We start from the raw sequence: 20,330 nt of genomic DNA on the forward strand, positions 1-20,330 counted from the left end.
CGCAACATCTCTGTGCTTTTGTCCGTGACCTGAAGTGGTTATAGTTAAGGTAACTTAAGACAGTACCCGCCGTTTTGCGCGGCGTACTGCTTTTTATTACTGGTTACACAGCCACTGTTCAGGAATAACAACCATGGGTCAGGAAACGTCCAAAATACTTGTTGTCGATGATGATATGCGCCTTCGCAGCCTGCTGGAGCGTTATCTTGTTGAACAGGGCTTTCAGGTGCGCAGCGCAGCCAATGCAGAGCAAATGGACCGCCTGCTTGAGCGTGAGAACTTCCATCTGATGGTTCTGGACCTGATGCTGCCGGGTGAAGATGGTTTATCTATCTGCCGGCGCATGCGACAGGCAGAAAACGACATGCCCATCATCATGCTCACAGCCAAGGGTGACGAAGTCGACCGCATTATCGGCCTGGAAATGGGTGCCGATGATTACCTGCCCAAGCCGTTTAATCCCCGCGAACTGCTGGCCCGTGCCAAAGCCGTATTACGACGCAAAACCACAGAAGCGCCCGGCGCACCGTCCAGAGACGAGCAAATTGTTGAGTTCGGTGATTACAGCCTGAACCTCGCTACCCGCGAAATGACAGCCGCAGGTAAGCCGCTGTCGTTAACCAGCGGCGAATTTGCTGTGCTTAAATCACTGGTCACCCACCCCAGAGAACCGCTTTCAAGGGACAAACTGATGAATCTGGCCCGTGGCCGTGATTACAGCGCGCTGGAACGGAGTATCGACGTTCAGGTTTCCCGTCTACGTCGCATGCTGGAGAAAGACCCGGCAAGCCCGCGCTATATTCAGACGGTATGGGGCCTTGGCTATGTGTTTGTGCCTGATGGTGGCGCAGCATAAGATGATGTTCCTTGCGTGAGGCTGCTTCCTAAAAGTGCATTCGGACAAACCGTACTGCTGATCGGTGTACTGCTGCTGATCAATCAGGTGGTATCCTATTTGTCAGTCACCTACTATTTTGTGCGTCCTACCACCCAGCAGATCAGCAGTTTGCTGGCAACGCAGGTACAAAGCGTGCAGTCGCAGGGGCTGATGAGCGCGCCTCTTGAGCAACGGCTGGCCTACGCAAAACAAACCAAAGTCGAAATCATGACCACGGAGCAGGCGCTGCAGCAGGGTCTGCGTGATGCCACACACTATAATTTCATGTCTTCACAGGTATCCTCCCAAATTGGTGTCAAAGCAGATGTGCGGATCAGTACAGCTGAAACCGCCGTTGGCAGCGAGCCTTACCGGGTGTGGATATCTCTCAGCACGCGACCGAATATCTGGGTCAGTATTCCGCTGATAGGCGGCAACGACGCCCATATTTCACCGCCCCCCACCATGTATTTGATGGTAATCGGTATTTTGAGTGTGACCGGCGGCTGGTGGTTTGTACGCCATCTTAACCGGCCGCTGCAGGCGCTGCAGCAGGCCGCATTGCAGGTTGGCAGAGGACAGTTTCCGCCCCCGCTGAAAGAACAGGGCAGCAGCGAAATGCGGGAAGTGACCCGCGCATTCAACCGGATGAATCAGGGTATAAAGCAACTGGAGGATGAGCGGACATTAATGACCGCCGGTATCTCTCATGATTTACGTACCCCGCTTACCCGAATCAGGCTGGCTTCGGAAATGCTGCCGGAAGAAAGTGAGTGGGTGCGTGACGGCATCAATGAAGACATCGAAGATATGAATGCAATCATCGATCAGTTTATTGAATACGCCCGCTTTGACCGTACCGGCGAATGGGAAAATGCCAATCTGAATACGCTTATCGGTGATATGGTAAGGGTGCATGAGCGTTACGAAAGCCATCATATCACCCTGAAACTGACTTCTTTGCCGGATACGCCGGTACGCACGGTAGCCATCAAGCGGGTACTGGATAACCTGATTGAAAATGCCTTCCGCTACGGCGGTGACAAAATTTCGATAAGTACCTTCTTTGACCGCGCGAAACAACGGGTTTATTGCCGCATCCGCGACTTCGGCCCCGGCATCCCTGACAACGAGCTGGATAACGCTTTTATGCCGTTCAAACAGGGAGATAAAGCAAGGGGCAGTCTGGGCTCAGGGCTGGGTCTGGCTATAACCCGTAAAATTATCAATATGCACTTCGGCAACATCACACTCAGGAATCACCCCGAAGGTGGCCTGGTCGCGGAATTCTGGCTACCCGGCGCTCACTAGCCGCCATTCAGTCATTACTGCTATACCTGCTGCTTAATCTGGCGACTGTAATACCAGGTGGTGCTCCACAGCCATATGCTGGCAAGCGGGATGATCCAGAAGGCGATGTGAAGCCCCTGAAAACTGGCCCAGAATCCGGTGGCAAAAGAGGCTACCTGCACCCCGATAGCATTCCCAATCAACGAAATCCCGGACAAAACCGGACCTTTTGACGGATCCACATTCATTGCCGCCGAAAGTACCAGAGGAAAGAGACCCCCTAATCCCAACCCGAGCAGGAAATTGAAGCTGCCAATAGCCACACTGCCTCCGGCAAGCTTAATACCGAAAGCACCGGCAAGGGTCATGGTGGCCAGAATTATCATTAACCGGTAAACACTGTAATAGCGCAGGAACCAGGAAAAAATCAGCCGGCTTAATGTCATACCGGCAGTGAAACACGCCAGCAGATTACGGGCCTGTTCACCATCGTAACCATCGTTTTTTGCGTAACTGACAAACCAGTTCGCATTACCGAACTCCACCGCCCCGTAGCCGAAACTCACCAGACACAGCAGCAGAAACACAGGCTGCCTGAGCATATCCATGTATTTGAGTGACGATTTCTTTTCTGCCGGTTTGCCTTTGCTCAGTTTTCTGTGCTGTCCTGCAATCATAAATGTGTAGGCCGACACGCAAAGCAGAAGGAAGGTCAGAAATTGCAGCGGCTTCTGCCACTCATGAGAAAAGGTGTAGATCAGGGTCACATAGAAAGACGCAGCGAAAGTACCGAGGCTGAACATAAAGTCCATCACCCCCATCATGGCAAACCGCTTCTCTGCGTACAATTGGGCTATGAGTGTATGTCCGATGGTGATCACCGCAGAGCTCACCACACCGGTGAGAAACACCATCAGCAGCATCCCTTGCCAGGCGGTCATCAGGGAGACCCCGAACACCAGCACCGCATCCACAGCACACAACCAAGCCAGCAGATAAAGAAAGTCGAATTTACTGACGTATTTGCCGCCAAAAAGAGCACCCAGCATCATCCCCAGCGAGAATAGCAGGAACAATGCTCCGCTGACGGTTTCACTCATTGCAAGATCGGCGGCAATCTCCGGCAGCAAAACGCCCCAGAGAATAAAAAGCATCCCGAACAGAAAAAATCCGCCAAATATAATCGCGGTAACCGGCCGGCGGCTCACAAGCACGCCTTACCGTCAGACGTCATGACTACCATTTTCTGTAACGAACTTAGGAATATTAAACGCAATCGCCAGCACACCAAACACGAACAGTAACATGGGGTACCAACAATACATGGAAACGGACAGCGGAGATAGCCCGCCCACAGCGGCGATTGTGAGGATTTGCGCACCGTAGGGCACCAGCCCCTGAAAACTGCACGAAAACACGTCCAGAATGCTGGCTGTACGACGGGGGTCAACGCCATATTGTTTATTCAGATCGCTGGCTATCGGACCGGCTGCCACGATAGAAATCGTGTTATTCGCCGTGGATAAATCCAGCAAACTGACCAGAGCCGCAATACTGTACTCTGCCCCCTGACGACTTTGCACACGCCGGGTTAGCACCTGAATCAGCCAGGTAATACCGCCGTAAGCATGCATCAGACTGACAATACCACCGATTGTCAGAGCGATGACCGACAGATTCTGCATCCATCCCAGGCCGGTTTGTATACTTTGCCACATCCCCATAGGTGCGAAACTACCGGTGATAAGGCCGATACCCCCTGCGGACCCGATACCGATAGCGAGCACCAGGACCACATTCAATCCTGCCAGTGCACAGGCAATAATGAGCATGTAGGGCAGAATGCGGATGAGTTCGTAATCACCCTGCTGTAACGAACTGGTATCCGCCACGCTGACAAATGCCAGAATGATAATGGTGATCACAGATGCCGGCAGGGTGATAAGCAGGTTAGCCTTAAATTTGTCGGTCAGCCTGACGCCCTGACTGCGGGTCGCCGCGATGGTGGTGTCTGACACAAAGGATAAGTTGTCACCAAACATGGCTCCGCCAACGACCACACCGGCCAGCAATGCCGGTGACACACCCAGCCCATCAGCCAGTCCGAGTCCGATGGGAGCCAGCGCCGTGATAGTGCCGGTAGATGTGCCCATGGAAAAAGAAATAAAACAACAGATGATAAACAGACCCGGCAATATCATTGGCGTTGGTATTACGCTTAACGCCAGGTTGACGGTGGCATCCCGCGCGCCGATATCGATGGTCAGCGAATAGAATGCGCCGGCGAGTAGAAATATCAGCACCAGCAAAATAATGTTCTTGTTACCCGCCCCCTCGCAGAATTGCGCAATCTTCTCATTCAGAGTGAGCTTCTGACCCTTCGGGTTCAGCAGCAGGGCATATCCGGCGGCCAGGAAAAGGGCTACCAGAACTGGCATAGCGGTAATGTCGTCGCTGATAATGCCGGCAATCAGCATAGTGACAACAAAAAACAATATAGGTGTTAGCCCCAGAAATTGAGCAGGTGCTGACTTTTGCACGGGACCTCGTTGATTGTGCAGATGAATCCGGAAAGGATTTTATCGTAAACACACTGTCCGCGTGAACGTTAAACAGCGGTAAAACAGAGACTTTAGCCTATATTATTTCACGCTATCTTATGTAATCCTTCTGCATGACGATTTTCATCCGTCATACAGGCGAGCGGTTACCGGCATGGAGATACCCGGCTGGCACTGCAAACAAGGAGCAGAAGAAAGGTGTAATATGAAGAAGTGAATCAGTGCTTTAATTATCAGCGCGTCGGCCCTGAGTGCCGCCCCCGCGATGTCGAACGAATTAGGCAGTTGTCTTATCGATTCCTTAAACGGCAAAGAAAGAAAATCGCTGGCAAAATGGATTTTCTTTTCCATGGCCGCTCATCCTGAAATAAAAAGCTATGCCGAAGTGTCGGAAAAAGACCGCCTTGAGTCTGATAAGGACATCGGCGACCTGGTGACCCGCCTGCTCGCAAGCGACTGCCCGGCGCAGTTTAAAGTTGCTTCAGAATCTGATCCCATGGCACTCCAGCGTGCCTTCGAACTGGTTGGTCAGGTCGCAATGGGCGAGTTGATGCAGGATCCGGTTGTTACTGACGCTATCGGTAAATATTCCCACTTCATGGATCCGCAAGCCATTCAAAGCGCACTGGCCGGCGGGCAGTAACCGCCAGCCGGAACTTTCATTGCAAAAAAGCCCGCAGACACACTGCGGGCAATAAGTCGACTAACGTCGGATAGAAAGCAGTCAGAAGCCGGGTCCGGCTTTCACGATGGCATCACTGACATCGTATTTTTCGAAATTGGCTTTGAATTCCTGCACCAGATTTTCAACATAGATTTGATAAGCCTCCTGGTCGGCCCAGGTTTCTGCCGGCACCAGCAATTTACTGTCGACACCCGGTACCGCTACCGGTACGTCCAGATTCAGACCATCAATATGCCGGGTTTCCACATTAGCCAGTTCGCCGGAAACGATGGCGTCGATGACTGCACGGGTAACTGGTATATCGAAGCGCTTGCCGGTGCCGTAGGGACCACCGGTCCAGCCGGTATTCACCAGGAACACTTTCGCGCCGAAACTCTTCACCCGTTTAATCAGTAATTCCGCATACACGCCGGCAGGACGTGGGAAAAACGGTGCGCCAAAGCAGGTTGAAAAAGTCGATTCAATATCAGCAGTAGACCCTATTTCTGTCGAGCCGACTTTTGCTGTGTAACCACTTAAGAAGTGATAGGCCGCAGCTTCTTCACTGAGCACAGAAACCGGCGGTAGTACGCCACTCACATCACAGGTGAGGAACACAACGGAGCGGGGCTCACCGCCCTTATTCTCAACCACACGCTTTTCAATATGATCCAGCGGATAGGCGGCACGGGAGTTCTGTGTCAGGCTGACGTCGGCATAATCCGGGGTGCGTTTTTCATCCAGTACCACATTTTCCAAAATCGTACCGAAACGGATGGCATCCCAGATGACAGGTTCATTTTTCTGCGATAAATCGATGCACTTTGCATAACAACCACCTTCCAGGTTGAACACGCTTCCGGGCGCCCAGCCATGCTCATCATCACCAATCAGAAAGCGCTTGGGATCGGCAGACAGAGTGGTTTTGCCGGTTCCGGACAATCCGAAGAATAAGGTGACATCACCTTGCTCTCCCACGTTGGCTGAGCAGTGCATAGGTAACACTTCTTCTGCGGGTAACAGGAAATTCTGTACGCTGAACATGGCTTTTTTCATTTCACCGGCATAACGCATACCGGCGATAAGCACCTTTTTCTCAGCAAAATTCAGAATAACCACACCGTCACTGTTGGTGCCGTCACACTCAGGATCACAGGTAAAACCGGGCACATTGAGGATCTGCCATGCCTCTTTGTTATCCGGATTCCACGTTGCGGGCTGAATAAACAGGTTGCGGGCAAAGATATGCTGCCATGCCGTTTGTGTTCGTACTTTTATTGGCAAAGCATGTGTAGGGTCAGAGCCAACCTGTAAATGAGAAAGGAAATGTTCCTGTGTATTTAAAAAAGCGTCTACGCGGTCCCACAATGCATCAAATTTATCTGCATCAAAGGGCTTGTTTACCTTACCCCAGTCAATGTCTGATTCCGTAGAGGGCTCTTTGACAATAAAGCGATCCGCAGGAGAACGACCTGTCCGGTGTCCGGTTTCGACTACCAGCGCACCATTGTCTGCAAGGCAGCCTTCGCCACGTTTAAGTGCAATTTCTATTAACTCAGCTGACGTAAGATCAGTGAGTACGTTTACTGCTGTATCTGAATTTAAAAGTGGTGCCGCTGTCATTTTGGTAAGCCCTTTGGTAAGTTTACATTTTAACTTTCAAAAATCCTTTTCAATTCGATTGTATATAAAACAAGGGCAGAGACAACATCATAAATACAAATAGCGATTATTTTTTGATCTGAATGACTTTTTAAAGAAATAAACTTTCAGAATGAGTAAAGCATGAAAAAGTTGGAATGAAAGATAATAATTGATTTTCAATAAATTATGAGAAAAACGGAAGGGTTGTAACTTGATTGTAAAATCAAAATACAGGGAACAGAATTTGGTTTACACACAATTAAACGTTGGTCGCCCTTTCCGGAAACAGGGCTTTGCAGCTGCGGCATGAAAGCGGGACCTGCCGGGGCTTAACCGGCAGGCGCTGTTGTATTTCCGCTTTTTGCGAAGCGCTTACGGAGGCACTTCGCAGGGCTTTTATTGATCTTTACGGGTTTCCACAAACTGGCCATTGTGAATGGCTTCCACATCGACGCTGTCGAACAGATATTCAGAATGACAATACTGGCAGTGCATTTTAATGGCACCATCCTCTTCAATGATCTGCAGCAACTCTTGTTTGTCCACGTTTCTCAGTGCGTCAGCACTGCGCTGTTTGGAGCAGGAACAGGAGAATGAAACCGGGTGAGCCGGATACACTTCAACTTCTTCCTGGTGGTAAAGACGATACAGAATATCATTCACCGGCAGACCAAACATTTCATCTTCTTTCAGGGTTTCGGTCAGCTTGCACACATGCTCAAAGTCAGTATCCTGCGCCACATTTGTTGCGGCAGCCTGACTGGGCAGTACCTGCAATAGCATACCCGCAGCACGGGCGCGGGTGGGTTCCTGCAAATCAGTCATCAGAATGATTTTCGTCGCCAGTTGTTCAGACTGCGTGAAATAGGCTTCCAGACATTCAGCAAGTGTAGGCTTGTCCAGCCCTACAACCCCCTGATACCGTTCACCTTCTTCCGGCGTGATGGTAATCACCAGTACAGCATCTTCTACCAGTTCACCAAAGCTATCAGGCAAAACCGTCAACGTTTCATCCCAGCGGGCTACGCCACGAAGTTTGTATTCGTGGGTGGCGTTGATTACCGCGTAACTCACCGGCCCTTTACTCTGAATTTGCAAACCGATTTCGCCTTTGAATTTTAAAATTGCTGTCAGCAAACAGGTTGCCGCTGCCATTTCACTCAACAGGTGCTGGATCTGCACCGGATATTCCGTGCTGTGCACAATGGATTGCAGACTTTCTTCCAGCCTGACCAGCTCGCCGCGTACGTTTGCTGCATTCAACAAATAGCGATGTAATTCATCATAGTTGCTCATGAAATCTATCCTGTCTTAGCAGCTTACTGCTGCTTAAATTTAATAATCTGTCTGCGTTGTTTTTTGTCCGGTCTGTTGTCAGGACGCGGACTGTGAAACGCACTTAATTTACGGGCCTGCTGATTGGATTCCCGCTGGGCAATACTCTCCGGTGTTTCCTCATAAAGCGCTTCAGCTAGCGGTGCACTCAGGCGTTTATCACTCAGTCCCAGCACTTTTATTTCTTTTGTGTCCCATCCGGCCGGAACTTTTATCATGGCACCGGGCTCTACGTTTCTGCCCGGCTTCGCACGCTGGCCGTTGTAATGCACTTTACCGGCCTGCACCATCTCCCGCGCCAGACCGCGGGTTTTGAACAGACGAACAGCCCAGAGCCACTTGTCCAGGCGGACATTTACGTCAGTATCGCTTTGATTACGATTGCTCATGTAATATTTTTGTCACTCTTTCGTTTTACTGTTGTGACCCCCGCCTCGACCGGGCTATGATGGGTCGGCTAGCTCTAAATCTATTATTAAAAAAGCAGTACCTTCGACAACGCATGACACTCGACAAATTGAATTCTCAGTCACTGGCACTTTTCTTCAGCCGGCATCAGAAACAAGTGCATCTCGCAATTGTTGTTTTGCTGAGCCTGTACCTGTTAGCGTTTGCTGCAAAACTCATCTGGCGAATTATACCCGAACCAGCCGGGCCTGCCACACCAGCCGGACTCACTTCACAGCCTGAACGCATTACATCTGCGCAAGGTGGGGTCGATGTTGCCGGATTACAACAGTTGAACCTGTTCGGAACCGTCAACCGGACAGAACAGGCCGCAGACGAACAGCCGGTGACAAACGCACCGGAAACAAAACTAAATTTAACGCTGACAGGCGTGGTAGTCAGTTCGCTTAAAGAAGAAGCCACGGCGATCATTGAAAATCGGGGCACCCAAAACGTATACGGTCTGGGCGAAAAAATAGAAGGGACTAACGCGACACTCGATCAGGTCATGAACGATCGCGTTATTATTAAAAACGGTATTCGCCGTGAAACCCTGATGCTTGACGGTGTGGATTACGACGAAGCAAACCGCCAGCGTACAGCGCGCGCTGATGACACCCCCCGTGCCGCAGCCCCCGCGCCTAAACGCCGCATTCCGCCTCCTCCGCAAAATCAGGTGGAGCTGGATGAAGACGTCGCCTCATCATTACGGGAAAGCCCGGCAGATTTCATGGATTTCATCGCTATTACGCCCAAAATCGGTGATGGCCAACTGGTCGGCTACGAAATCAAACCGGGTAAAAAACCAGATCTGTTTCAATCAGCCGGCCTGCAGGCGGGCGATGTTGTCATCCAAATCAACGGATTGGATTTGACCGATACCCAGCAATCAAAGGAAGCCATGAGTGAACTTCGTCAGGCCGATACCATAGAGCTGACGCTGACACGTGATGGTGAGTACATTACCTTGTACCTGGAAATCCCGGAGGCGGGTAATGACTAATAAAAACAGGAAGACAGACTCATGAGGCAAGAGAGCCGGACTTTATTCTCCCGGATTACTGCAGCTATCTGTGCTGCCGCGCTGTGCGTCTCTGCCACAGCCGCAGAGTACATGCCGAATTTCAAAGATACCGACATCAATGAATTCATTTCCATTGTTGGTAAAAACCTCAAGAAAACCATTATTGTCGAGCCCAATGTCAGGGGCAAAATCAGTGTGCGTTCATACGACATGCTCACTGAAGAACAATACTACCAGTTCTTTTTAAACGTACTGCAAGTCTACGATTTCGCTGTGGTAGAAATGCCCAGCGGTGTGCTGAAAGTCGTGCGCTCAAAGGAGGCGAAGACCTCCAATATTCCGGTTGTTGAAGGTTCGGCAGTGGACGGTGACGAAATGATCACCCGCGTTGTACCCGTTTATAACGTGCCTGTGCGTGAATTAGCCCCAATCCTTCGCCAACTTAATGATCAGGCCGGTGGCGGTAACGTGGTTGCTCATGATCCGTCCAACGTAATGATGCTCACAGGCCGTGCGGCCGTGGTAAACCGCCTGGTGGAAATTATCGAACGCGTTGACCGCGCCGGTGATGAAGAAGTGGAAATTGTTAAGCTGCGTTACGCATCGGCATCAGAAATGGTGCGTATTGTCGACAGCATCAATAAATCGCAGGGCAAAGCCGCTAACACCGGCAAGTCAGAGCCCCGCGCTGTGGCAGATGACCGTACAAACTCAGTGATCGTCAGCGGTGATGCTAAAGCCCGTGCCCGCATTGTTAACCTGATCCAGCGTATGGACCAGGAGCTGGAATCAAGCGGCAATACCCGCGTTGTCTTCCTGAACTATGCCAAAGCAGAAGATCTGGTAAAAGTTCTGCAGGGTGTATCTGCCAGCATTCAGGCTGAAGCACAGGGCGGCAACACACAAAGCCGTGGCAGTGCGAAACGTGACATCAGCATTGATGCCCATGAAGACTCCAATGCCGTGGTTATTACCGCTGAGCCGGACATGATGCGTTCTTTAGAAGAAGTTATCCGCCAGTTAGATGTTCGCCGTGCACAGGTACAGGTTGAAGCCATTATTGTTGAAGTATTTGAAGGCGACGGCGCAACCCTTGGTGTGCAATGGGTTACTGAAGAAGGCGGCGGCACCCAGTTTAACAATGGTGTTGTACCGGTTGGTTCACTGGCTGTGGCGCTGAAACAGGCAGAAGACACCACCACCACAGAAGCCTACATCACCGATGAAGGCAACGTGGTACAAATCGATTCCACCGAAGAGGGTGATTACACCGCCCTTGCAAGCCTGCTGAGCGGCGCTAATGGCCTGCTTGCCGGTATCATTAAAGACGGCTGGGGAGCCGTCGTTCAGGCAGTCAGTAACGATACCAACTCAAACGTACTGGCAACGCCTCACCTGACTACCATGGATAACGAAGAAGCTTTTTTTATCGTGGGCCAGGAAGTGCCTATCATTACCGGCACGACCACCGGCGATAATAATTCAAACCCTTTCCAGACCGTTGATCGTCAGGAAGTGGGTATCAAGCTGAAAGTCACCCCGCAAATTAACGAAGGTGATGCCGTTCAGCTGACCATCGAGCAGGAAGTATCCAGCGTCAGTGGCGCTACGTCTGTAGACATTTCTATCAACAAACGCCAAATCAAAACCACGGTCATTGTTGATGACGGCGGCACCATTGTACTGGGCGGCCTGATTGATGAAGATGTTCAGGAAAGTGTGTCTAAAGTACCGCTGCTGGGTGATATCCCAATTTTAGGTCACCTGTTCAAGTCTACCTCTACCAGCAAGCGTAAGCGTAACCTGATGGTGTTCTTAAAGCCTACCATCGTGCGCGACGGTGTCCGTATGAATGAAATCAGTCACCGTAAGTACAACTATATCCGTGCCCAGCAACTGAAGCGCCACTCTGAAGGTGTGTCGCTGATGCCATCACAGGAACAGCCTTCCATGCCGGAATGGGATGATGCGCTGGCGCTGCCTCCCTCTTTTGAAGATTACATTCTGGAAAAAGAGAAGAACAAGGATAACGATTGATCATGGCTGCGAATGAAGACCCGCTAGAGCAGGCTATCGCAGCACAGGAAGAAGCTATGGATAGCCTGCCGGATGATGAACTGGCAGAAGCAGCAGGCCCCCGCCAGCTGAGTTTCAGCTTTGCCAAACGGCATCATGTGTTGCTGGAGACAAATACGGATCCGGCCACCCTGTATTACACCGAAGCCACGCCATTTGCGGTATTTGCTGAAGTGCGCCGTTTTTACGGTGAGCCCTTTACCTTAACGGAAATTCAGCAGGATAAATTCGAAGGCTTGCTGACACAGGCATTCCAGCGTGACTCTTCGGCTGCCAAACAATTGATGGAAGATTTGGGTAATGAGAGCGACTTGTTCTCATTAGCCGAAGAATTACCGGATACCGAAGATCTTCTCGACAGTGAAGACGATGCGCCAATCATTAAACTGATCAACGCTATGCTCGGTGAAGCCATTAAAGAAGGCGCCTCGGATATTCACATCGAAACCTTCGAGAACCAGCTCATAGTGCGTTTTCGCGTTGACGGGGTATTGCGGGAAATTTTACGTCCTAACCGCAAGCTGTCTTCCATGCTGGTTTCCCGTATTAAAGTTATGGCCAAACTGGATATCGCCGAAAAGCGCGTCCCTCAGGATGGCCGTATTACCCTGCGTATAGCCGGCCGTGCGGTTGACGTGCGTGTATCGACCATGCCGTCCAATCACGGTGAACGGGTCGTACTGCGTTTATTAGATAAGAACAATGCCCGTCTGAATCTTGAAGATTTGGGCATGACCAAACGCAACCGGGATATCTTTTCATCGTTAATCCGTAAGCCTCACGGCATTATCCTGGTTACCGGTCCAACCGGTTCCGGTAAAAGTACCACCTTATATGCGGGCTTAACGGAAATTAACTCGAAAGACCGCAATATCCTCACCGTTGAAGATCCTATCGAATTTGATTTACCCGGCATCGGCCAGACTCAGGTAAATCCCCGTGTAGATATGACTTTCGCCCGCGGACTGCGAGCGATCCTTCGTCAGGATCCGGACGTGGTGATGGTGGGTGAAATCCGTGATATTGAAACCGCGCAAATTGCGGTTCAGGCCAGTTTAACCGGTCACTTAGTACTTTCAACACTGCACACCAATACCGCAGCCGGTGCCATTACCCGTCTTGAAGACATGGGCATCGAACCGTTTCTGATGTCTTCCAGTTTGCTTGCCGTGCTTTCCCAGCGCCTGGTCAGAACATTGTGTCCTGAATGCCGTATTCCGGTGAAACCAAACGAACAGCAGGCGGAATTACTGAATCTGCCCGCCGGTGAGCCACTGCCGACCATTTATCAGCCCAAAGGCTGTGCCGCCTGTAATCAGACCGGTTATCGCGGCCGGACAGGTATTCACGAGCTGCTGCTGGTTGATGAACCTATCCGCGGCATGATGCACGATGGTAAAGGTGAGCAGGCTATCGAAAAATACATTCGCCAGACCACCCCCAGTATTCGCGAAGACGGCTGCCATAAAGTGCTGGCCGGTAAAACGTCGCTGGAAGAAGTGTTGCGCGTGACCCGCGAGGATTAATCCATGGCAGCGTTTTCATACAAAGCGGTAAACGCCAGTGGTCGCAATAAACAGGGCGTACTTGAAGGCGATAATGCCAGACAGGTACGTCAGCAATTGCGTGAAAAAGGGCTTATCCCCTTAGAAGTTGAACTGGTAGCGGAAAAATCCGGCGGTAAATCACAGGGCTTTTCTCTGTTCCGCCCGCGTATTTCGGCCGCGGATCTGTCGCTGATCACCCGTCAGCTCTCTACCCTCATTGAATCGGCACTGCCTATCGAAGAAGCGTTACTGGCGGTGGCGGAACAAAGTGAAAAACCCCGTCATAAAAATATGATGATGGCAGTTCGCAGTAAAGTTGTGGAAGGTCACGGCCTTGCGGATGCCATGAACCAGTTCCCCGGGGTATTCGACGAACTCTACCGCGCTATGGTGGCAGCCGGTGAAAAATCCGGTCACCTTGACGTAGTATTAAACCGTCTTGCCGATTACACGGAACGAAGACAGCAAACCCGCAGTCAGATAACTCAGGCGCTGGTGTACCCGTCCATTATGCTGGTGTTTGCCATTGGTGTTATTTCACTGCTGCTGACCATAGTCGTGCCTAAAATTGTGGGTAATTTTACCAACATGGGGCAGGAGCTGCCGGCCATCACTCAGTTTCTTATCGATTTGAGTGAATGGATGCAGAGTTACGGTCTGGTTGTTTTACTGCTGATTTTCATTCTGGTTGCCGTGGGTAACCGGCTTGTGCAACAGCCAGCCATGAAGTTGAAATATCATCAGTTAATATTGCGCTTACCCGTGGTCGGAAAAGTCAGTAAAAGCCTGAATACCGCGAGGTTTGCCCGCACATTGAGTATTTTGACATCCAGTGCGGTTCCGCTGCTTGAAGCCATGCGCATTTCAGCGGATGTGCTGCAAAATCAGCATATCAAGAATCAAATAAACGAAGCGGCGGTCAATGTAAAAGAAGGCAGCAGCTTACGGGCAGCGCTGGATAACACCAGGATGTTTCCTCCGATGATGATGCACATGATTGCATCCGGCGAGAAATCCGGTGAATTACAACAAATGCTGGGCCGCGCTGCGGATAACCAGGAACGGGAATTTGAGACACAGGTCAGTATTTCCCTGAAAATTTTTGAACCTATGTTGATTGTGGTGATGGCCCTTGTGGTGCTGTTCATTGTAATGGCCATCCTGCAACCGATTTTAGCTATGAACAAAATGGTGAATATCTAATGAGAAAAATGAGAAGACATGCCGGTTTTACCCTGATTGAAGTCATGATCGTACTGGTGATCATCGGCATCATCGCTTCAATGGTATTACCCAACGTTATCGGCAACCAGGAAATCGCTCAGAAGAAAAAAGCAGCGGTAGACATTCAGCAGCTTGAAGGTGCTATTGCCATGTATAAAATGCAGGCAAACCGGTTCCCGACCACGGAACAGGGCCTTGAAGCACTGGTTCAGGCTCCGACTATCGAACCCATTCCGAAAAACTATCCCAAAGGCGGCATCATTCAGCGCCTGCCGGAAGATCCGTGGGGCAATCCTTACCAGTTCATGAGCCCGGGCGAAATGGGCGACTACGACATTTACTCTAACGGTCCTGACGGCGAACCGGGTACAGATGATGACATCGGTACATGGAACGTAAACGAATACCTGTAACGACTACGTGCATGAAACAGCCCCGGCATACATTACAGCGGCATTTGCAGTGCGGGTTTACGTTACTCGAACTGATGCTGGTAATGGCATTAATGGGGCTCGCTGCCACTTATGTGGTATTCAATGTTTTTACTGTCAGTCAGTCTGATCAGTTAAAAAAAGAAGCTCAGCGCCTGCAAGTGCTGGTTGATATGGCCAGCGACTATGCCGTACTGAACCAGCGCCAGTTGGGATTACGCATCGAGCAGACGGATCATGAATACTATTTTGTGTTTCTGAACGACGAAGACGAATGGCAAAAAATCGATGATGAGAAGCTGTATGCGCCTCATACCCTCGCGGAACCTTTCACCTTTGCACTGAACCTGGACGATCTTCCCTGGGATACAGAAGATCAGTTATTCGACCGTGAAGTATTCGATGAAAATTTCTCGCTGGATGACGCCGGTGTGGAAATCGGAAATGAGGAAGATAAAAAGTTGCCGCCTCCGCAGGTTCTCATTATGTCCAGTGGTGAAATCACGCCGTTTACCCTTGTGTTCAGCTATGAACCCTCCTTCAGCACCGACGCACCGGCGTATTTTCAGTTATTAAATCAGGATGTACCGCCGCTTACGCTTAATGGTCCACTGGAGCAGCCACCAGAATGATCACACTGGTAAAACAACGGGGTATGACCCTGCTGGAAGTTATGGCGGCGCTGGTGATTTTTGCACTGGCCGGTACTGCGGTAATGAAATCAGCGGCGGAACATCTGAGCAGCGTGAGCAGAGTGGAAGAAACCACTTTTGCTACCTGGGTGGCCAATAATCGTTTAAATGAGATGAAACTCACCGGCAAATGGCCGCCTGCGAATAACGCTAAAGGCACCATGGATATGGCGGATCGTACCTGGTACTGGCAGCAGAAAGTTACCAAAACCACTGATAACGATTTACGTGCCGTTGAAGTCAGCGTCGGGCTGGACGATCAATACGAATTTTTTGAAACCTCGGTGACCACCTTTGTGGCAAAACCTGCTGAAATTGCAGCTACAGCCGGATCATCAAACTCCCGCGCCAACGGAACCAGCGGAACCAGCAGCGCCTCAGACGATGATAACGGGACACCATGATGCAACGGGGATTCACGCTGGTTGAAATACTCATTGCCATCGCTATCTTTGCCTTTATCGGCGTGGCGTCTACGGCAGTGCTGACCACGGTTATCGACAGCGATGAACTGTCTTCTGCCCGGTTCGAAAAGTTTCAGCGCCTGCAACGCGCTGTCACCACCATCGAGCGGGATATGCAGCAGGCTGTGCCACGGGCAGTACGCACCGACGGTCAGACAAACACCATTGTTATGCGTGGCGGTGAGTCAGATGAAAGCGATAATGACGGCCTCGCTTTTGTGCGCAGCGGCTGGCAAAACCCGCAAATGATGTTGCCGCGAAGTACTCTGCAGGCCGTGGCCTACCGTGTAAGAGACGGCAAACTGGAACGGCTGTACACCAATTACGTGGACAATGTAGTGGGCACAGAGCCGAAAGTGCGCGTGCTGCTGGAAGATATCAGCGATTTTAAAATTGAATTTATTGCCGATATTGATGAAGAAGAAAACTCCCTGTCAGACAACGACGAACTGAACTGGCGTGAGAGTTTTGTCGGAGCCACCCTGCCCAAAGCCATCGCGTTTGAATTTGTCAGCGATGATTTTGGCCGCATCCGCCGTGAATTTACTCTCAGCGGAGCCAGCTTATGAAGGGGCTTCAAAAGCAGCGTGGCGTAGCACTTATCATCGTATTTATGATTGTGGCTATTGTCGTGGTTATAGCTACAGACATGGGCTCCCGCCTGCAAATACAAATTCAGCGGGCTGCTAACTTAAAAGATAATAATCAGGCTTACTGGTATGCCATGGGAGCAGAAGCCTTCGCCCGCAAGTCGATTAAAACCATTTTTGATGAAACCGGCGATAAAATTGTAATTACCCAGCCCTGGTCGCAAAAATTTGCTTATCCGCTCGACAATGGCGGCATTGAGGCGCAGCTGGAAGACGCCCAAAGCTGCTTCAACCTGAATGCGCTGGGTGAAAGTGACGATAACAACAATCAGAGCAGTGCGACGCAAACCACTGAAGCCATGGAAGCTTTCGGCCGTATGCTCGAGGCCACCGGCGATAACATCGACAATTACACCGCAGAAACTGTCCGCGACAGTCTGGCTGACTGGCTCGACAGCGATACGCGCATGCGTACCTACGGTGCTGAAGACAGTGAATATGAAAGTCGTGAGCATCCTTATCTGGCTGCCAACAGCTTAATGACCAATCAATCGGAGCTGAGACTTATAAACGGTGTCAGCCCTGTGTGGTTAAATGCTATTCTGCCTCTTGTGTGCGTGCTGCCGGAAGATACCGCTCTGGCTATCAATGTGAATACGCTTACAGAAGAGCGGGCAGCCATTCTGGCGGGACTGACCGGACTGGATATGTCTCAGGCCACCAGCCTTATCAGCAGCCGGCCACAGGATGGCTGGGCAGACGTTGACAGTTTTCTGGGTGAGCCCGTGCTGGCGGCACTGGATTTAAGTGATGAACAGCGAAGCTGGTTCACCGTGACCACCGGATATTTTATTTTGCATACGAAGACCAGCTACAATAAAGCCACTTTTTCGCTCAGTACGCTGTTTAAAGCTCAGGGTGGAGAGAACGTAAGCGTTATCCGACGTGAATTTGGAGGAGTAAAGTAATGGAACAATTACTGGTCAGGCTGGGCTCCCGGCATGAAGATCCGGTGCAGTGGCTGGTATGGTCGGGCGGTGAACAGGAGAGCATTGCGTCCGGCGAATTACCTGATGCCTCGCAACTTACCACCCTGAAGGAACGCGCAGGCCAACGTGCCGTTATTGCTCTGGCACCTGCCAGTGACGTGTTATTGCGTTGGGTGACACTTCCTCCCCGCGCCAGCCGTAAAGTACTCAATGCAATCCCTTTCATGCTGGAAGATGAGCTGGCACAGGATATCCACAAACAGTTTTTTGCCATGGGTCCGAAAAAAGGTGACCAGCAGGCAGTTGCTGTTGTCAGCCGTGAAAAAATGGATGAATGGCAACGATGGCTGAGTGACGCAGGGTTATTTTGCGACAAACTCATTCCTGATGTTCTGGCTGTTCCCCATACGCCGGGTGCCTGGAGCGTACTGACTATCGGTGATGCATTGCTGGTCCGTGAAGACGAATGGCAGGGGATGCAGGGGGAACTGAGCTGGTTGCTTCCGGCGTTCGCAAGCCAGTTACGTCGTTCTGATACCCTGGTGCCGGTGAAAAACTATTCCGACATCGATTTAGTCTCAGTACCCAATGCAGATATCCAGCAAACAGAGCTGGAATTGCCCATGCACATACTGGCAACGGAAGCCGTTAAGACAGACTTTAATCTGTTTCAGGGCGATTACCGCATTAAACGAAAAAAAGCCGGTCAGTGGCATCAGTGGCGGGTCGCCGCAGTACTGGCGGTTGTCGCTCTGACCACCAGCCTCATTGATAAAGGCGTGAGTATTTATCAGCTCAAGCAGGAAAATGCCCGCCTGAGTGCACAAATCGATCAGGTCGTTAAAGCCGGATTTCCTGGGCTGGGTCCTTACCGGGATCTCAGGCTAAAGATCCGCAGTGAAATGGCATCGATGGAACAGGGAGGCGGTGGCGCTTCCATGCTGGTGATGATGGATCAGCTCACTAATGCGTTCTCCTCATCACAAATCAAACCGCAAACGTTGCGTTTCGATGCCTCAAGAACGGAAATCCGTATGCAGGCACAGGGCAGAAATTTTGAGTCGCTGGAGCAGTTCCGCAGGCAGGCTGAGACCGCCGGATTCGAAATAGAGCAGGGTGCGATTAATAACCGCGATGACATGGTCATCGGCACAGTCGCGATACGGGGTTAATCATGAAGTTAATGGATAAATACCGTGCATTGAGTGAGCGTGAGCAGCGCCTGGTGATCATTACCGGTGTAGTCATGATTATCGCAATGTTCTACTGGCTGATCTGGCAACCCTTATCTGACGGATTAGCGCAGGAGAAAGCCCGTCTTGATAACCAGCAGGAGTTGCTGTTGTGGGTGCAGGAAAATGCAAACCGCGCACAACAACTTCGTCGCAGCGGCGGGATCAAAACCTTTAGTGGCTCACTGCCACAGGCAGTCAATACTACCTCGGCCCGTTTTAAAATCGCCATAGCCCGTATGCAGCCCCAGGACGAGCAGATTCAGGTGACGGTGGATGAAGCGCCGTTTAATGATGTGCTGGCATGGCTGCAAACCATGGAAGAAATGGGGATCCTCATTCTTCAGGCCGACCTTGCCGAAGGTAACGCCCCCGGCATGATCCGCATCCGTCGACTGCAATTGGGTAAATAATGAAATCGAAAATACTCTGGACCCTCGCTGCTGTTTTTGTGTTTCTTTTCTTTGTGGTGGCTTACATGCCCGCCGTCCACCTTATACAGAGTCAGACACTCCCGAAAGGCGTAAAGATTTATGGTGTCAGCGGTACTGTCTGGCACGGTAAAGCGCAGGCGGTAGTTGTAGAAGGCATTCCGGTAACCAACGTGGAATGGGATATTGCGGGCTTACCCATGCTGATTGGCAGCGTGCACGCCGACATTAAAGGCGGCAATTTACGTGATTCCGACGAAGTGTCGTTTAAAGGCGAACTGCGCACCAGCCTGCTGAATCCTGAAACCGTGGAGTCGGATGACTTTTTGCTGTTTCTGCCGGTAGACCGGGTGTTAGCGGAAGTGCAACTGCCACTGCCGGTTAACGCCGGCGGCCGGTTCAGAGCCAGAGTCGAAGCCTTATCGTTCGGTCCCGACTGTAACGAACTCACAGGCTTCGGCGACTGGCTGAATGCCACCGTAGCCGGTACCCGCGGCCCCATCGACTTCGGTAACTATTCAGCACAGCTACGCTGCGAAGGGAAAGGTATCGGTATTACCGTTAAAGAGCCCAACATGCTGGGACTTTCACTGGATGCGATTCTGGAACAGGGTTTTTCAAACTTCTCAATTAAAGGCAAGTTCAAACCCGACCCGTCATTACCTGAAGAAGTGCATCAGGCCGCCGCCATTTTCGGTGCGCCCGGTCCTGACGGGTATACAGAAATTCAGCTTTAAGCTGTTTAAAAAGCAAAGCCCCGGACGTCACCTGACTCCGGGGCTAATTCTTATTCAGGCCATATTTTTGGCCGT

At 51.0% G+C, this 20,330-nt stretch carries 19 protein-coding genes and 1 pseudogene; 15 read left to right on the forward strand and 5 right to left on the reverse strand.

Features of this window, described 5'->3' with window-relative positions:
- Positions 1-133 precede the first annotated feature (133 nt).
- Both ompR and envZ read left to right on the forward strand, forming a co-directional pair.
- The gene (ompR, locus tag ACXAG2_RS04615; RefSeq protein ID WP_119503088.1) at positions 134-856 is read left to right on the forward strand and encodes an osmolarity response regulator transcription factor OmpR; all 723 of its coding nucleotides are present in this window, start codon (positions 134-136) and stop codon (positions 854-856) included.
- A gap of 15 nt (positions 857-871) precedes the next feature.
- Positions 872-2,188 (forward strand): two-component system sensor histidine kinase EnvZ, encoded by a 1,317-nt coding sequence (gene envZ / locus ACXAG2_RS04620; protein ID WP_349590632.1) that lies wholly within the window; start codon positions 872-874, stop codon positions 2,186-2,188.
- Positions 2,189-2,208: 20 nt separating this feature from the next.
- Here the strand turns inward: envZ and ACXAG2_RS04625 are convergent, their stop codons facing one another.
- Positions 2,209-3,375: an MFS transporter gene (locus ACXAG2_RS04625; protein WP_474864884.1), complete on the reverse strand. Its 1,167-nt coding sequence runs from the start codon at positions 3,373-3,375 to the stop codon at positions 2,209-2,211.
- Between the two features lie 15 nt (positions 3,376-3,390).
- Positions 3,391-4,707, reverse strand: coding sequence for a Na+/H+ antiporter NhaC family protein (locus tag ACXAG2_RS04630; protein WP_474864886.1), 1,317 nt, complete (start codon positions 4,705-4,707; stop codon positions 3,391-3,393).
- A 286-nt stretch (positions 4,708-4,993) separates the two neighbouring features.
- Here ACXAG2_RS04630 and ACXAG2_RS04635 point away from each other — a divergent pair, with 286 nt between their 5' ends.
- Positions 4,994-5,371, forward strand: a complete 378-nt coding sequence (locus tag ACXAG2_RS04635; protein WP_474864888.1) for a hypothetical protein — start codon at positions 4,994-4,996, stop codon at positions 5,369-5,371.
- Between the two features lie 81 nt (positions 5,372-5,452).
- Here ACXAG2_RS04635 and ACXAG2_RS04640 read toward each other — a convergent pair whose 3' ends face one another.
- The 3 genes from ACXAG2_RS04640 to hslR form a co-directional block, all read right to left on the reverse strand.
- Complete coding sequence (locus ACXAG2_RS04640; protein ID WP_474864889.1) at positions 5,453-7,015, reverse strand: phosphoenolpyruvate carboxykinase; 1,563 nt, start codon at positions 7,013-7,015, stop codon at positions 5,453-5,455.
- A gap of 417 nt (positions 7,016-7,432) precedes the next feature.
- Positions 7,433-8,332: an Hsp33 family molecular chaperone HslO gene (hslO, locus tag ACXAG2_RS04645; RefSeq protein ID WP_474864891.1), complete on the reverse strand. Its 900-nt coding sequence runs from the start codon at positions 8,330-8,332 to the stop codon at positions 7,433-7,435.
- A 23-nt stretch (positions 8,333-8,355) separates the two neighbouring features.
- Positions 8,356-8,760 (reverse strand): ribosome-associated heat shock protein Hsp15, encoded by a 405-nt coding sequence (hslR, locus tag ACXAG2_RS04650; RefSeq protein WP_303572403.1) that lies wholly within the window; start codon positions 8,758-8,760, stop codon positions 8,356-8,358.
- A 113-nt stretch (positions 8,761-8,873) separates the two neighbouring features.
- On the opposite strand from hslR, the gene gspC reads away from it, so the two are divergent.
- The 12 genes and pseudogenes from gspC (at position 8,874) to ACXAG2_RS04710 (ending at position 20,255) form a co-directional block, all read left to right on the forward strand.
- Positions 8,874-9,821, forward strand: coding sequence for a type II secretion system protein GspC (gspC, locus tag ACXAG2_RS04655; protein ID WP_474864893.1), 948 nt, complete (start codon positions 8,874-8,876; stop codon positions 9,819-9,821).
- A gap of 21 nt (positions 9,822-9,842) precedes the next feature.
- The gene (gene gspD, locus ACXAG2_RS04660; protein WP_474842107.1) at positions 9,843-11,879 is read left to right on the forward strand and encodes a type II secretion system secretin GspD; all 2,037 of its coding nucleotides are present in this window, start codon (positions 9,843-9,845) and stop codon (positions 11,877-11,879) included.
- A gap of 2 nt (positions 11,880-11,881) precedes the next feature.
- Positions 11,882-13,444, forward strand: a complete 1,563-nt coding sequence (gspE, locus tag ACXAG2_RS04665) for a type II secretion system ATPase GspE (RefSeq protein ID WP_474864895.1) — start codon at positions 11,882-11,884, stop codon at positions 13,442-13,444.
- 3 nt (positions 13,445-13,447) lie between these two features.
- On the forward strand, positions 13,448-14,668 hold the full coding sequence (gene gspF / locus ACXAG2_RS04670; RefSeq protein ID WP_474842111.1) for a type II secretion system inner membrane protein GspF: 1,221 nt from the start codon (positions 13,448-13,450) through the stop codon (positions 14,666-14,668).
- A gap of 8 nt (positions 14,669-14,676) precedes the next feature.
- The gene (gene gspG, locus ACXAG2_RS04675) at positions 14,677-15,102 is read left to right on the forward strand and encodes a type II secretion system major pseudopilin GspG (RefSeq protein WP_442858472.1); all 426 of its coding nucleotides are present in this window, start codon (positions 14,677-14,679) and stop codon (positions 15,100-15,102) included.
- An 11-nt stretch (positions 15,103-15,113) separates the two neighbouring features.
- Positions 15,114-15,752: a type II secretion system minor pseudopilin GspH gene (gene gspH / locus ACXAG2_RS04680; protein WP_474842113.1), complete on the forward strand. Its 639-nt coding sequence runs from the start codon at positions 15,114-15,116 to the stop codon at positions 15,750-15,752.
- Positions 15,749-16,120 (forward strand): annotated as a pseudogene (gene gspI, locus ACXAG2_RS04685) (type II secretion system minor pseudopilin GspI); the annotation flags it as partial. The gene gspH and the pseudogene gspI, both read left to right, overlap by 4 nt.
- Positions 16,121-16,215: 95 nt before the next feature.
- The gene (gene gspJ / locus ACXAG2_RS04690; protein WP_474848830.1) at positions 16,216-16,845 is read left to right on the forward strand and encodes a type II secretion system minor pseudopilin GspJ; all 630 of its coding nucleotides are present in this window, start codon (positions 16,216-16,218) and stop codon (positions 16,843-16,845) included.
- Positions 16,842-17,834: a type II secretion system minor pseudopilin GspK gene (gspK, locus tag ACXAG2_RS04695; RefSeq protein WP_474842117.1), complete on the forward strand. Its 993-nt coding sequence runs from the start codon at positions 16,842-16,844 to the stop codon at positions 17,832-17,834. The genes gspJ and gspK overlap by 4 nt, the downstream gene beginning before the upstream one ends.
- A complete protein-coding gene (gene gspL / locus ACXAG2_RS04700; RefSeq protein WP_474864897.1) occupies positions 17,834-19,027 on the forward strand; it encodes a type II secretion system protein GspL in 1,194 nt (397 codons plus the stop codon). Before gspK ends, gspL begins: the two co-directional genes overlap by 1 nt.
- Positions 19,027-19,500 (forward strand): type II secretion system protein GspM, encoded by a 474-nt coding sequence (gene gspM, locus ACXAG2_RS04705; protein ID WP_474864998.1) that lies wholly within the window; start codon positions 19,027-19,029, stop codon positions 19,498-19,500. The genes gspL and gspM overlap by 1 nt, the downstream gene beginning before the upstream one ends.
- Positions 19,500-20,255, forward strand: a complete 756-nt coding sequence (locus tag ACXAG2_RS04710; protein WP_474842119.1) for a type II secretion system protein N — start codon at positions 19,500-19,502, stop codon at positions 20,253-20,255. Before gspM ends, ACXAG2_RS04710 begins: the two co-directional genes overlap by 1 nt.
- Positions 20,256-20,330 lie beyond the last annotated feature (75 nt).

The organism is Alteromonas sp. ABH4_456, from assembly GCF_056160645.1.